Source organism: Mesorhizobium silamurunense, assembly GCF_014843905.1.
Lineage (GTDB): Bacteria > Pseudomonadota > Alphaproteobacteria > Rhizobiales > Rhizobiaceae > Mesorhizobium > Mesorhizobium silamurunense.
The window spans coordinates 1-217 of record NZ_LPVS01000113.1 but is presented as its reverse complement, the minus strand read 5'-3'; the positions used below and the strand labels follow the sequence as shown (position 1 = coordinate 217).

Here is a 217-nt window from a genome sequence, read left to right as displayed (position 1 = left end):
GTAAGTTTCCCCGTGTTGAGTCAAATTAAGCCGCAGGCTCCACTCCTGGTGGTGCCCTTCCGTCAATTCCTTTAAGTTTCAGCCTTGCGACCATACTCCCCCCGGAACCCAAAGACTTTGATTTCTCATAAGGTGCCAGCGGAGTCCTAAAAGCAACATCCGCTGATCCCTGGTCGGCATCGTTTATGGTTGAGACTAGGACGGTATCTGATCGTCT

The 217-nt window shown here is 51.2% G+C and carries 1 rRNA gene; it reads right to left on the bottom strand.

Annotated elements, in window-relative coordinates:
- A 16S ribosomal RNA gene (locus AU465_RS32645) occupies positions 1 to 217 on the bottom strand; the annotation flags it as partial.